This window comes from Sphingomonas psychrolutea (assembly GCF_014636175.1).
GTDB lineage: Bacteria > Pseudomonadota > Alphaproteobacteria > Sphingomonadales > Sphingomonadaceae > Sphingomonas > Sphingomonas psychrolutea.
In genome coordinates this window covers 18,792-31,178 of sequence record NZ_BMDW01000012.1, presented here as the reverse complement: position 1 = coordinate 31,178, position 12,387 = coordinate 18,792, and the positions used below count along the sequence as shown (strand labels likewise).

The window sequence follows — 12,387 nt, the reverse complement described above, 5'->3', positions numbered from 1 at the left end:
GTCGGCACCCCCCTTTCGCCGGCAGGTCCTTTTCTTTTCGACGCAAGACCGTCATGGAAGCGTCACCGGACCGTCGTAGCGCGCGGACATCGTCCGCGTTTTCGTCGCAAGACACGGACATCCGGCAGGAGAGAATGTGCCATGGCCAATGCCATCCGATCGCTCAGGGACCGTATCGGTCAGGACGGCAGGAAAGCCGCCAAAAACCGTGCCGTCCGCACCGCAGTGCACCAACATAAACATCTGTCGAAACAGGGTCTTCTCGAACGCGCCTTCACTTTTGCGTTTCGCGGCCTGGTCTATGCGCAGATCTGGGAAGATCCGTCGGTCGATATGGAGGCGCTGGCGATTACGCCCGACAGCCATGTCGTGACGATCGCGTCGGGCGGCTGCAATATGATGTCGTATCTGACCGCCAATCCGCGTGCGATCACCGCAGTCGATCTCAACACCGCGCATATTGCGCTCAACAAGCTGAAGCTCGTCGCGGCGCGGCATTTGCCCAATTACGAGGCGTTCCACCGCTTTTTCGCGCAAGCCAATAGCCGCCACAACGTGATCGCCTATCGCACCTATATCCGCCCGCATCTCGATGAGGCGACGCTCGCCTATTGGGAGGGCCGCGACTTGATCGGGCGGCGGCGGATCGGCGGCTTTGCCAAGAATGTCTATAAGCGCGGGTTGCTCGGCAATTTCATTGGCGTCGCGCATTTGCTCGCGCGGTTGAACGGGGTGAACCCGAAAATCCTGCTCAAGGCCAAGTCGATCGAGGAGCAGCGCGAGATTTTCGACCGCGAATTCGCGCCGTTCTTCGACAAAGGCTTCATCAAATGGATCACCGATCAGCCCGCGTCGCTGTTCGGCCTCGGCATTCCGCCCGCGCAATATGAAGCGCTGGCGGGGGAGGAGAAGATGGCGGTGGTGCTGCGCGAGCGGCTCGAGAAGCTCGCCTGCGATTTCGACATCAAGGACAATTACTTTGCATGGCAGGCGTTTGGGCGCGGTTACGGCGAAGGGCCGTCGGCGCCACTGCCGCCCTATCTCCAGCGCGACCACTATGCCGAGATCGTCGCGCGCGCCGAGCGGATCGAAGTGCGCCACACCAATTTCACCGATTATCTGCGCTCGCAAGGCGATGCGAGCCTCGACCGCTACATCCTGCTCGATGCGCAGGACTGGATGACCGACGAACAATTGACCGATTTGTGGAGCGAGATCACGCGGACCGCGCGTGCCGATGCCCGCGTATTGTTCCGAACGGCGGGCGAGCCCAGCATCCTGCCCGGTCGCGTGCCCCATGCGATCCTCGGTCGCTGGCAGTATCGTGCGGAGGATTCGCTGGACTATACCCGGCGTGATCGTTCGTCGATCTATGGCGGCGTTCATCTCTACGTGCTGGGGTGAGCGACGCTGCCAAGGAGTCGGGCACGGAATCGGGCCATGCGGGACAGATGGATGCGATCTACCGGACGCAGCGCCATTTCTATGATCTCACCCGCAAATATTATTTGCTCGGTCGCGATGCGCTGATTGCCGGGATCGCGCCGCCGGCCGGAGGTTCGGTGCTCGAGATCGGCTGCGGCACGGGGCGTAATTTGATCGCGGCGGCGAAGGCGTGGCCCGACGCGCGCTTCTTCGGGATCGATATTTCGGAAGCGATGCTGGAAACCGCGCGCGGCAAGGTTGTAAAGGCGGGGCTGTCCGACCGGATCGTGCTGGCGCAGGGTGATGCGACGGCGTTCGATCCGCAAGCGTTGTTCGGCGTGGGCGAATTCGACCGGATTTTTCAAAGCTATACGCTCTCGATGATTCCCGATTGGCGTGCGGCGATTCGCGAGGCAGCGGGCAAGCTTGCCCCCGGCGGGCGGCTCGACGTGGTCGATTTCGGGCAGCAGGAGGGATTGCCGCGGGCATTTCGCGCCGGGCTGTTCGCGTGGCTTGCCCGATTTGACGTCGCCCCGCGCGCGACGTTGCAGCCCGCGCTGATCGAAGCGGCGAGCGAGGTCGGCGGCAGGGCCCGCTTCCTGGCCCTTTATCGCGGCTATGCCTGGTCGGGACGCATTTCGCGGGGGCCGCGCGTGTGAACCCGCCGCTGGTCCCGCGCTGGCTCGGTCTGGCCGGGCTGCTGCCGCAACTCGCGGCGGCGGCTGTCGTGTTCAGTGGGGATGGGCCGCTGCATTTCTCGGCATTGTCGATGGGCTATGCCTATGCGGCGCTGATCCTAAGTTTCCTTGGCGGCCTGTGGTGGGGAATCGCCGCGAGCCAGCCCAATCCGCCAGAATGGTTGTGGGTCGCCGCGATCGCACCGTCGCTGATCGCGCTTGGCAGCGCGGTTCCTTGGGCCACCGGACAACCCTGGCCGGGGCCATCCTTGCTGATCCTCGGCGTGGCGCTGATCGGCGCGCTGGCGGTGGATCTGGTGCTGGCGCGCCGCGGGTTAGTGCCGCCGTGGTGGATGAGCTTGCGCTTGCCGTTGTCGCTCGGGCTCGGCGGCTTGACGCTCGCGCTCGGCTTTGCCTGAAGCGATCAGTGGTGGAAGATCAGGTACAGGACCAGAATCACCGGCAAGGGCACGCCGAGCAGCCACAAAATACAACCCTTACCCATCGTCTCGTCTCCGTGTTTGCGGAGCGGTAACGGGCCGAGCGGGACACGGTTCCGCGAATTTGGCGGAGCTGATCCGACCTGATATGTTTGTCGCATGAATAAGCCGGTCCGCCTCGTCGCCGAGTCCGTACCCGACACCGCCTTCACGGTGCGCGACTATGCGCGGCTGATGGAGTTCGGTGATTTTCAGGAAATGCGCGTCGAGCTGGTTCGGGGGGAATTGCGCAAGTTGATGATGCCGGCCGGCTTTTCGCACGGAGAGATGACCGCGACGCTGGCATACGAATTGCGCGTTGCTTTCACCGGGACCGACCGCCGCTTCGCCACCGATCTTGCCATCGAGATCGATTCGCTCACCGTCCGGGGTGGTGATATCGCCGTGGTCCTGCCCGATACCCCCCGCACCGGCCCGGCTCCGGCACGCTACGTCGTGATGGTCGCGGAGATCGAGCTGACTACGCTGGGCAGGGACATTGGGGAAAAGCTCGCCGATTATGCTCGGGCCGGTATCCCGGATTATTGGATCGCCGATCTTGAGGCATGCGTGATGCACGTCATGCGCCTGCCCGAGGGCGATCGTTACCGCGAGCGTAGCGTTGTACCGTTCGGCACGCCGATCGCAGTGCCGGGCACGGACCGGACTATTACGATCGGCTAGGCCGCCTTGCGCAGTTCCAGCCGACCCCAGATTTCGACCAAGGCGCTGGTGAGGTCGCGCATCATCGCTTCGTCATGCGCCGGACCCGGCGTGAAGCGCAGCCGCTCGGTGCCGCGTGGCACGGTTGGGTAATTGATCGGCTGGACGTAGACGCCATATTCGGCGAGCAGCACGTCGCTGATCTTCTTGGCCTTGACCGGATCGCCGACCATCAGCGGGACGATGTGCGTGGTCGAGTCCATCACCGGCAGGCCGGCCTCGGCGAACAGCGCCTTGAGCATCGCTGCCGCTGCATGTTGCCCGTCCCGCTCGACGCACGAGGCCTTTAAGTGCCGCACGCTCGCCAGTGCGCCAGCGACCAGCACCGGCGAGAGCGAGGTGGTGAAGATGAACCCCGGCGCATAGGAGCGGATCACATCGGCGATCGTCTGATCAGCGGTGATGTACCCGCCCATCACGCCGAATGCCTTGCCAAGCGTGCCTTCGATGATCGTCAGCCGGTCGGCGACGCCGTCACGTTCCGAAATGCCCCCGCCGCGCGCGCCGTACATGCCGACGGCATGGACTTCGTCGAGATAGGTCAGCGCGCTATACGTGTCCGCCAAATCGCAAATCTCGGCGATCCGCGCGATGTCGCCGTCCATCGAATAGACGCTTTCGAACGCGATCAGCTTGGGTGCCGCCGGATCGACCGCGGCCAGCAATTCCTCGAGATGGGCCACGTCATTGTGGCGGAACACGTGGCGCTCGCACCCCGAATTACGGATGCCGGCGATCATCGAGGCATGGTTGAGTTCGTCGGAAAAAATGATGCAGCCGGGCAGAATCTTGGCCAACGTCGCCAGCGTCGCTTCGTTCGACACATAGCCGCTGGTGAACAGCAAGGCTGCTTCCTTGCCGTGAAGGTCGGCGAGTTCGGCCTCAAGATCGACATGGTAATGCGTGTTACCGCCGATGTTGCGCGTGCCGCCCGAGCCTGCACCGACATCGTGCAAGGCGTCTTCCATCGCCGCTATCACGGCGGGATGCTGCCCCATCGCGAGATAATCGTTGGAGCACCACACCGTGATCGGCTTGGGGCCATTATGCCCGGCAAAGCAGCGCGCATTGGGGTAAGACCCCCTGTTGCGGAGAATGTCGATGAACACGCGGTAGCGCCCCTCGACATGGAGGCGATCGATCGCCTGCGCGAAGATCCGGGAGTAATCGACTCCGCGCGGGCCGGATGAGTCCAATTTCATGGCGGCGCTGTAGCGCCGACGGGACCTGAATTCCAGCGAGATTACGCGATGAGCGTGATCGAAGGGGTGGTCATAATGTCTCAGGTCGCATCAGCCCGAAGCGCGCAAGCGCGGGGGCGAGGGCATCGGTCGTCGCATCGCGCGCCGTAAAAACCGCGCGCCCGTCGCCCGCGGTCTCGGGCCAGTCCTGCCCGGCGGTGAGGAAGGCGATGCGGCGCGCGATCCCGGCGCTCCCGTCGACGAAGGCGACCGGGTGCGGCGCGGCGGCGGCGAGTTCGTCGGAGACCAGCGGGAAATGCGTGCAGGCGTTGACGATCGTGTCGATCCGCGCGCCGTCGGATTGCCCAAACAGGCCGCCCAGGATCTCCGCAAAGCGCGCTGGATCGGGTGCGATGCCGTGCAATTTCGCCTCGGCCAGTTCGACCAGTTCGGCAGAGCCATGCCGCAGCACGGTGCAATCGCCGGCAAAGCGCCGGGCGAGATCGTCGACATAGGGCTGGCGCACCGTCGCGTCGGTGCCGAGCACGCCGATCACGCGCGTCTTGCTGATCAGCGCCGCGGGTTTGATCGCGGGCACCGTGCCGACCACGGGCAAATCGAGCGCGCTGCGCACTGCGGCCAACGCGATCGTCGAGGCGGTGTTGCACGCAATCACGATCAGGCGCGGGCGGTATCGCTCGGCCAGCCGCCCGAGCAAGGCAGGGACGCGCGCGGCAATCTCGGCCTCGCTCTTGGTGCCATAGGGAAAGCCCGCCGAATCGGCGACATAGACCACCGGCATGCGCGGCAGCAGCGCCTGCGCCGCGGCGAGCACCGAGAGCCCGCCAACCCCGGAATCGAAAAACAGAACGGGCCGGCTATCCATGCCGGATGCAATAGCGTGGCGGCGGGTTTTGACAAATCGGCGGCTTGATCCAGTATGTGGCAATGGCGTTCCCGTGCATGTTCGGCCCGCCCATGCTATGTTCGCAGCGACTGGGGGATATCGCACCGTGCCGACCGAATTTCCGTGGCAAGACCCAGCACTGGCGCTGGTAATCGGCTATCTGCTCGGGTCGATCCCGTTCGGTCTGCTGTTGACGCGGGCGGCCGGCGCGGGGGATTTGCGCCAGATCGGTTCGGGCAATATCGGCGCGACCAACGTGCTGCGCACCGGGCGCAAGGGCCTGGCGGCGGCCACTTTGATCCTTGATGCGCTGAAGGGCTTTGCGGCGGTGTGGATCGCCGAACGCTATTTCGGCGGCACTGGCGTGATGGCGGCTGCGGCGGCGTTCCTCGGGCATCTCTACCCGGTCTGGCTGCGTTTTCGCGGTGGCAAGGGCGTGGCGACGATGCTCGGCATCGTGCTGGCGCTGCATTGGCCGATCGGGCTGATTTACGCGGTGGTATGGCTCGGGCTGCTGGCGGTCTTTCGCATTTCCTCGCTTGCGGGGATGACGGCGGCAGTCGGCGCGCCGCTCAGTGCCGCGTTTTTCGCGCAATTCGACCTGGTCCTGCCACTGATGGCGCTGGCCTTGCTCGTGGTGTGGAAGCATCGCGAGAATATCGAACGCCTGCTGAGCGGTGCCGAGCCGCGCGTCGGTAAGCGCGGTCGTAACGGAGCGAGCCGTGCCGATGCCTGACGTCGATGCCTGAGGCGGCGGCAGTTGCGCGCCTCCGGCTGATCCGCACCGCGCAGATCGGCCCGGTCACCTATGCGCAATTGATCAGCCGTTTTGGCGACGCGGAGGCGGCGATCGCGGCACTGCCGCAGCTTGCGGCGCGCGGCGGGGGAAAAGCGCCCGTGGTCGCGCCGGCGGCGCTGGCCGAGCGTGAGCTGGCGCACGTGGCGCGGCTCGGCGGGCGGCACCTCTTCCTCGGCGATCCCGACTATCCCGCGCTGCTCGCCGAAATCGACGATGCGCCGCCCGCGCTGATGCTGCGCGGGCGCGCCGAACTGATGGCGCGCACGACGATCGCGATGGTCGGCGCGCGCAATGCCTCGGCGGCGGCATGTCGTTTCGCGCGGCAATTGGCTGCCGAGCTCGGGCGCGAGCGGGTGGCGGTCGTGTCCGGCCTGGCGCGCGGGGTGGATACCGCCGCGCACGTCGGATCGTTGGAGACAGGCACGATCGGCGTGATCGCGGGCGGGATCGACGTGGTCTATCCGCCGGAGAATGCCGAACTGCAGGAGCGGATCGCCACGGAAGGCTTGCTCATCGCTGAACAGCCGCCCGGCACCGAGCCGCGCGCGCGCCACTTTCCCTATCGCAACCGCATCATCGCGGGGCTGTCGCTCGGCACTGTGGTGGTCGAGGCAGCACCCAAATCGGGCTCGCTGATCACCGCGCGGGTGGCGGGCGAATTGGGGCGCGAGGTGATGGCGGTGCCGGGCAGCCCGCTCGACCCGCGCGCGCAAGGCTGTAACGGCCTGATCCGCGACGGCGCGACGCTGGTGCAATCCGCCGCCGATGTGCTGGAAACGGTGCGCCCGATCGATGGCCGGATGGTGCGGTCGCCCGGCGCGCGGTTTAACGGGCCACCGCCCGAGGATGCGAGCGATGCCGAACGGCGCGATGTGATCGATCTGCTCGGGCCGGTGCCGGTCGCGATCGACGAGCTGATCCGGCAATCGGGGCACGCGCCCGCGATCGTGCAGACGGTGCTGCTGGAGCTGGAGCTGGCCGGCCGGCTGGAGCGGCACGCCGGGGGGCGGGTGAGTCTCAATTAGGGTGTTCAGTCGGCGACTGTCGGCCGATTTTCGAGGGTGTGCCATAGCCGCAAGACAAGAATCGTGGTGCCGGCGATCTCGTAACGGATTTCATATCTGCCAACGATGATTCGCCGGACCTCGCGTGGTGCGTAGACATCGATCCGCTCACCAAGACGCGGAAATTCCAATAGTCGTCGTGGTGCGGCGCGCAGCAGCTTCGGGCGCCACGGACGCCAGGAAGCTATGCAATCGGGCAAGGTCGGCGGAGGCGCGGTCGGTCCATACGATCCGCACTCGGACTTACGCCGTCGGCCGAGGCAAAGGCGTATCGCTCGAAAGACTATCTGCCCATGTCTCCATCGCCTCGTCGGAAATGATGCGACCGGCATCCACATCAGCCAGAGCCTCAAGCGTCATGCGGTGGCGCTCGTCCTCCTGATCGACCCAAGCGACCAAAGCCTGCTTGACGACCCAACCGCGCGAACGATCGATCCGCGATGCCGCCGCATCGACTTTCGCCGCGAGGTCGAGCGGAATATGTGCGGTCATCACCCTGGTCTGCATACGTGATCCAATCACCTTCAATCACACACAATCACACACAATCACGATAACCGAACTTCTTGTTCCCGACAATGCGGTGCGTATGACGCCGCTTGACGAGCCGCCCCGGACCCCGCCACCCTCGCGCGTACACGTAAGGACGCCTTTTCCCCATGCAGCTTGTCATCGTCGAATCGCCCGCCAAGGCGAAAACCATCGAGAAATATCTCGGCAGCGATTACCGCGTGCTGGCCTCCTACGGCCATGTCCGCGATCTGCCGCCCAAGGATGGATCGGTGAATCCCGATGATGGCTTTGCGATGGAGTGGGAAAATTACGCCGACAAGGCCAAGCAGCTCAAGGCGATCACCGATCTCGCCAAGCAAGCCGACCGCCTGATCCTCGCGACCGATCCCGATCGCGAAGGCGAAGCGATTAGCTGGCACGTCCAGGAAGTGCTGCGCAACCGCAAGGCGCTGCCCAAGGATGTCCAGCGCGTCACCTTCAACGCGATCACCAAGGCGACGGTGACCGAGGCGATGAAGCATCCGCGCGAGCTCGATACCGATTTGATCGACGCGTACCGGGCGCGCCGCGCGCTCGATTATCTCGTCGGCTTTACGCTCTCGCCCGTGCTGTGGCGCAAGTTGCCCGGCGCGAAATCGGCCGGCCGCGTGCAATCGGTCGCTTTGCGCATCATCGTCAGCCGCGAGCGCGAGATTGAAGCGTTTCGCGCACAGGAATATTGGTCGGTCATCGCCGATATGGAGCAGGACGGCACGCCGTTCCAGGCGCGCCTTGTCACGTTCGAGGGCCAGAAGCTCGATCGCTTGTCGATCGGCGAAGAAGGCAGCGCGATGCGGGCGAAGGCCGCGGTCGAGGCGGGCTTGTTCACCGTCCAGTCGGTTGAGGTGAAGCCCGCCACCCGCAACCCGCCGCCGCCGTTCACGACATCGACGCTGCAGCAGGAAGCTTCGCGGAAACTCGGTTTCTCGGCCGACCATACGATGCGGATCGCGCAGGGCCTCTACGAGGACGGTGCGATCACTTATATGCGGACCGACGGCGTGCAGATGGATTCGAGCGCGATTTCCGCCGCGCGGCTCGCCGTCGCCAATCGCTATGATGCGAGCTACGTCCCCGACAAGCCGCGCGTCTATCAGACCAAGGCCAAGAACGCGCAGGAAGCACATGAGGCGATCCGCCCGACCGATTTCGCCAAGGACAAGGCCGGCGGTGGCGACCATGCGCGACTGTACGACCTGATCTGGAAACGCGCTTTGGCGAGCCAGATGGCAAGCGCACGGATGGAGCGCACCACGGTCGAGATGCTCGACGGATCGGGCCAGACCGGCCTGCGCGCGACCGGGCAAGTCATGCTGTTCCCCGGTTATCTCGCGCTGTACGAAGAGGGCAGCGACGATTCGCAGGACGAGGACGCCAAGCGCTTGCCACGGCTGCGCGAGGGTGATGCGCCCGCCAAGAAAGGCGTTACCGCTGAGCAGCATTTCACCCAGCCGCCGCCGCGCTTTTCGGAAGCGTCGCTGGTCAAGCGTTTGGAAGAACTCGGCATCGGGCGCCCGTCGACCTATGCCTCGATCATCAAAACCTTGAAGGACCGCGAATACGTCCGCGTCGAGAAGAACCGCTTCTTCGCCGAGGAATCGGGGCGGCTGGTGACGGCGTTCCTCGAACGCTTTTTCGAGAAATATGTGAGTTATGACTTCACATCGGGCCTCGAGGACGAGCTCGACGAAGTGTCGGGCGGGCGGGCCGAGTGGCAGGCGGTGCTGGAAGCGTTTTGGAAGGATTTCAAGCCGCGCACCACCGAGGTCATGGAACAAAAGCCATCCGAAGTTACGGCCGAGCTCGATAAATTCCTCGCGCCGTACCTCTTTCCGCCACTGACCGATGGCGGCGATCCGCGGCTGTGCCCGAAGTGTGGCGCGGGGCAGCTGGCGCTGCGCGGCGGCAAGTTCGGCGCGTTTGTCGCGTGCTCCAATTATCCCGAGTGCAAATATACGCGCCGCTTCGGCCAGCCGGGTGGCGATGAGGAAGGCACCGATACGGGGCCGGAGACGCTCGGCAACGATCCCGAGACCGGCCTGCCGGTCGAGCGTAAATCGGGGCGGTTCGGGCCGTATATTCAGATCGGCGAAGGCGAGACGCGCAAGATGGCGTCGATCCCAAAGGATATTGGCGAGCTCGATCTCGCTTGGGCGCTGAAGCTGCTGTCGCTGCCCCGCACGATCGGCACGCATCCCGAAACGGGCGAGCCGATCACGGCGGCAATCGGCCGTTATGGCCCGTATCTGAAGCATGCCGGCAAATATGCACGGCTCACCTCGACCGCCGACGTGTTCGAGACGGGGATGAACGCGGCGGTCGTCAAGCTCGCCGAGGCGGCGGCGGGCGGCGGGCGGCCGCAGCGCGGCGCGCAGGCACCGCTCAAGGTGCTGGGGCTGCATCCGCGCAGCGAAGCCGAGATCAAGCTGATGGAGGGGCGCTACGGCGCGTACGTCACCGACGGGACGACCAATGCGACGCTGCCCAAATCGATCGAGAAGGATGCGCTGACGCTTGAGGAAGCCGCGCAACTGATCGACGCGCGCGCGGCGGCGGCACCGCCGGCCAAGGGCAAGAAGAAAGCGGCGGCGAAAAAGGCGCCCGCGAAGAAACCTGCCGCGAAAAAGGCTGCCCCTAAAAAGGCGCCAGCGAAGAAAATCGTGTCGGCCTAGACCATGATCAGGTGCGCATGACCCATTTCCACGATTCGCGAAGGCGGGGTTCCATAGTCACCGCCGCTTGCTAGCGAGCGTCGAGGTCAACCAGTATGGATCCCCGCCTTCGCGGGGATGACAGGGTGGGGTCAGGGTTCGAGGGCGGACGACACGCCTGACGTCATCAGGATATAGGCGCGAAGCGGCTGGCTCACACCAGCCCCAAGGTCCGTGCGGCCAGCCACACAGCGAGGCCGAGCAACACGAGCAACGTCCCGACGATGCCGATCGAACGTGCCGGTCCCGGCGGTCCGGGCGGCGCGAACAGGCCGATTGCGTTGAGCAGGCGGGTCACCACAAAGACGATCGCCAAGCCGCCAAGAATGTAAGGATTGTGCGGGCCGCCTTCGAGCAGCGCGATCAGCGTGATGCCGATCGGCATATATTCGGCAAGGTTGGCATGCGCGCGGATCGCGGCGATCAGGGGCTGTTTTTCGCCATCGCCAAAGGGCACGCGATACTTCATGCGCTGCTGAATCGTGAGGATTGCGAGCAGCACGAGCAGAATGGCCAGCGCCGATGCGGTCAGCGCGGTAATCGTCAAAGGCATCGTGCCCCTCCAGATCGTTACGGAGGTGGCCTAAGCCTTATGGGGCAAGGCGTCGAGTCAGGCGGCGCGGCGCTGGGTGCTGACCAGAAAGGCACGCGCGGCGGCCTGAGCGGTGGCGATCTCGCGCGCGCTCATGTCTTCGGCGATGTCGCGGCGGCAATCCTTGGCGGCTTCGCTGCCGGCGACGGCGGCGAGGTTGAACCATTTATGCGCCTCGATCAGGTCGATGCCCATTCCGGCGGCCCCGCTCGAATAGACCATGCCGAGATCGTAGCATGCATCGGCATCGCCGCGTGCGGCATCGGCAAGCCGGCTTTCGATCAGAAACCGCGCATTTTTGAGGCTCGTGCCCATATTCTCAACCCTCGTTAACCATTTCGCTTGGCCGCACTGTGCCGAGGAAGGGTCAATGAAAGGTTAACGCCGAATTAGGCATCTTCCGCAGGCGGCACGGCAAGGTTGTCGATCAGGCGCGTCGGGCCGAGTTTGGCCGCCGCGAGCAAGCGCCGCTCACGGGCGGAATCGCGTGCAGGGGCCAGCGTCTCGGCATCGACCAGCGCGACATAATCGACCGTGAACCCGGCGGTCGTCAACGCCTCGCGCGCCGTGCCGAGCGCCGCATCCGGGTCATCGCCGCGCGCGATCGCCTTTGCCGCCACCCCGAGCGCGCGCGGCAAGGCCACTGCTGCGCCGCGCTGCGCATCGTCGAGATAGACATTGCGCGAAGACAGCGCGAGACCGTCATCGTCGCGTTGCGTCGGCACGCCCTGAATCTCGATCCCGAAATCGAGATCGGCGACCATCCGCCGGATCACCGCGAGCTGCTGAAAATCCTTCTCACCAAACAGCGCCAGATCGGGCCGGACCTGGTTGAACAGCTTTGCCACCACGGTGGCGACCCCGTCGAAATGCCCCGGCCGCGCCGCGCCGTCGAGCCCGTCGCTGACGCCCGACACCGAAATATTGGTGGCGAAACCATCGGGATACATCGCCTCCACCGGCGGCAACCAGACGAGGTCGCACCCCGCCGCCTTCAGCATTGCCAAATCAGCGGTTTCCTTGCGCGGATAGCGCGACAGGTCTTCGTTCGCGCCGAATTGCTTGGGATTGACGAAGATCGACGCGACAACTTTGCGCCCAGGCCGCTTCGCCGCCTCGATCAGCGCGATGTGGCCGACGTGCAGCGCGCCCATCGTCGGCACCAGCGCGATCTCCGCACCACTCTCGCGAAAGTCGGCAATCCCGGAACGGAGCGCTTCGAGGGTACGGATGGTTTGCACAGGCGTAGGGCCTTCGATAAGGATGGGGGGCGTCTT

At 64.9% G+C, this 12,387-nt stretch carries 14 protein-coding genes; 7 read left to right on the top strand and 7 right to left on the bottom strand.

All coding sequences use genetic code 11. From position 1 onward, the window contains the following. Window positions 1–141: 141 nt before the first annotated feature. The 4 genes from IEV62_RS10840 to IEV62_RS10825 all read left to right on the top strand — a co-directional run bounded on the left by IEV62_RS10840 (window position 142) and on the right by IEV62_RS10825 (window position 3,265). The gene (locus IEV62_RS10840; protein ID WP_188447334.1) at window positions 142–1,404 is read left to right on the top strand and encodes a BtaA family protein; all 1,263 of its coding nucleotides are present in this window, start codon (window positions 142–144) and stop codon (window positions 1,402–1,404) included. A 47-nt stretch (window positions 1,405–1,451) separates the two neighbouring features. Then, window positions 1,452–2,084, top strand: a complete 633-nt coding sequence (locus IEV62_RS10835; RefSeq protein WP_188447467.1) for a class I SAM-dependent methyltransferase — start codon at window positions 1,452–1,454, stop codon at window positions 2,082–2,084. Then, window positions 2,081–2,521, top strand: a complete 441-nt coding sequence (locus IEV62_RS10830) for a DUF3429 domain-containing protein (RefSeq protein WP_188447332.1) — start codon at window positions 2,081–2,083, stop codon at window positions 2,519–2,521. Before IEV62_RS10835 ends, IEV62_RS10830 begins: the two co-directional genes overlap by 4 nt. Window positions 2,522–2,701: 180 nt before the next feature. Further along, the gene (locus IEV62_RS10825) at window positions 2,702–3,265 is read left to right on the top strand and encodes a Uma2 family endonuclease (RefSeq protein ID WP_188447330.1); all 564 of its coding nucleotides are present in this window, start codon (window positions 2,702–2,704) and stop codon (window positions 3,263–3,265) included. On the opposite strand, the gene hemA is transcribed toward IEV62_RS10825, so the two are convergent. After that, window positions 3,262–4,506 (bottom strand): 5-aminolevulinate synthase, encoded by a 1,245-nt coding sequence (gene hemA / locus IEV62_RS10820; RefSeq protein WP_188447328.1) that lies wholly within the window; start codon window positions 4,504–4,506, stop codon window positions 3,262–3,264. The two genes, IEV62_RS10825 and hemA, sit on opposite strands and share 4 nt — an antisense overlap. Before the next feature lie 70 nt (window positions 4,507–4,576). After that, the gene (gene murI, locus IEV62_RS10815) at window positions 4,577–5,371 is read right to left on the bottom strand and encodes a glutamate racemase (protein WP_188447326.1); all 795 of its coding nucleotides are present in this window, start codon (window positions 5,369–5,371) and stop codon (window positions 4,577–4,579) included. Between the two features lie 97 nt (window positions 5,372–5,468). Here murI and plsY point away from each other — a divergent pair, with 97 nt between their 5' ends. After that, window positions 5,469–6,128: a glycerol-3-phosphate 1-O-acyltransferase PlsY gene (plsY, locus tag IEV62_RS10810; RefSeq protein ID WP_188447324.1), complete on the top strand. Its 660-nt coding sequence runs from the start codon at window positions 5,469–5,471 to the stop codon at window positions 6,126–6,128. Window positions 6,129–6,133: 5 nt separating this feature from the next. Continuing rightward, window positions 6,134–7,216 (top strand): DNA-processing protein DprA, encoded by a 1,083-nt coding sequence (gene dprA, locus IEV62_RS10805; RefSeq protein ID WP_188447322.1) that lies wholly within the window; start codon window positions 6,134–6,136, stop codon window positions 7,214–7,216. A 5-nt stretch (window positions 7,217–7,221) separates the two neighbouring features. Here dprA and IEV62_RS10800 read toward each other — a convergent pair whose 3' ends face one another. Next, on the bottom strand, window positions 7,222–7,587 hold the full coding sequence (locus tag IEV62_RS10800; RefSeq protein ID WP_229733049.1) for a type II toxin-antitoxin system RelE/ParE family toxin: 366 nt from the start codon (window positions 7,585–7,587) through the stop codon (window positions 7,222–7,224). Then, window positions 7,499–7,747, bottom strand: coding sequence for a CopG family ribbon-helix-helix protein (locus IEV62_RS10795; protein WP_229733031.1), 249 nt, complete (start codon window positions 7,745–7,747; stop codon window positions 7,499–7,501). Before IEV62_RS10795 ends, IEV62_RS10800 begins: the two co-directional genes overlap by 89 nt. A 167-nt stretch (window positions 7,748–7,914) precedes the next feature. On the opposite strand from IEV62_RS10795, the gene topA reads away from it, so the two are divergent. Beyond that, the gene (gene topA, locus IEV62_RS10790; RefSeq protein ID WP_188447318.1) at window positions 7,915–10,479 is read left to right on the top strand and encodes a type I DNA topoisomerase; all 2,565 of its coding nucleotides are present in this window, start codon (window positions 7,915–7,917) and stop codon (window positions 10,477–10,479) included. 193 nt (window positions 10,480–10,672) lie between these two features. On the opposite strand, the gene IEV62_RS10785 is transcribed toward topA, so the two are convergent. From IEV62_RS10785 to panC, 3 genes are all read right to left on the bottom strand, one after another. Next, on the bottom strand, window positions 10,673–11,071 hold the full coding sequence (locus IEV62_RS10785) for an MAPEG family protein (RefSeq protein WP_188447316.1): 399 nt from the start codon (window positions 11,069–11,071) through the stop codon (window positions 10,673–10,675). Window positions 11,072–11,128: 57 nt separating this feature from the next. After that, on the bottom strand, window positions 11,129–11,425 hold the full coding sequence (locus tag IEV62_RS10780; RefSeq protein ID WP_188447314.1) for a hypothetical protein: 297 nt from the start codon (window positions 11,423–11,425) through the stop codon (window positions 11,129–11,131). A 74-nt stretch (window positions 11,426–11,499) separates the two neighbouring features. Next, complete coding sequence (panC, locus tag IEV62_RS10775; protein WP_188447312.1) at window positions 11,500–12,351, bottom strand: pantoate--beta-alanine ligase; 852 nt, start codon at window positions 12,349–12,351, stop codon at window positions 11,500–11,502. Between the last annotated feature and the right edge of the window lie 36 nt (window positions 12,352–12,387).